This window comes from Oleiphilus sp. HI0043, from assembly GCF_001634935.1.
Genome location: NZ_LWEY01000380.1, coordinates 1 through 768 on the forward strand (window position 1 = coordinate 1; position 768 = coordinate 768).

General features: G+C 44.1%; 1 protein-coding gene. It reads left to right on the forward strand.

The annotated features are described in order from the left end of the window. Positions 1 to 768 (forward strand): serine aminopeptidase domain-containing protein (locus tag A3729_RS05150; protein WP_197475580.1); only part of this gene is annotated, 768 nt, incomplete at both ends.

Here is a 768-nt window from a genome sequence, read left to right on the forward strand (position 1 = left end):
TATTCATAAAGTGCAAGCGCATTTTAACGTTGAACTGAAGCCTCGAGACTTACTACTGGAAAGCTTACATCAACTAGCTGAGCTAATAGATCAGACCACAAAAACAGCCGCTACAGAAAGCTCAGCGGCTAAAGGTCTTTCTGACGAAACCAATAAAACAGAGCTACATTCTCCCGCAACGCAAACAATCCACCCAGTATTCTTCGGTGATAGTAAATTACCTCTTTACGGCGTAATACATGAGCCTGGTGCGGGCGCTTATCGTAGCAAAGCAATATTATTCAGCTCTCCGATCGGACATGAGTATTTTCGCAACTATCGAATGACCCAGCTACTTGCCACTAGCCTCGCTAAACAAGGCTTTTATTGCATGCGTTTTGACTACCACGGCGTGGGTGACTCCACTGGTGAGTTTTCTACTCAAAGTATCGAAGAATGGCAACAAGACCTTATCAAAGCATATGAGGAGCTAAAAGCCCGAGCAGGCGTTGAGCAGGTGGTCTGTGTCGCCTCACGTTTAGGCGCCTCAATTGCTACATTAGCCAATACAAAGTGCCAGTTTAATGAGCTAGTCCTTTGGGACCCGATTCTCAATGGCTCCGACTATCTTGGTAAATTAGACACTCTGCAAAAACAAGTACTTACTCAAAACTGGCATTTCAGTGTTAGAAGGAAAAGCAGTGACCTAAAACAGGGTGAATACCTTGGCTATCAATACTGTACGAAATTACAAAAGCAAATAGACTCTCTAAGACTGGCAGACCAACT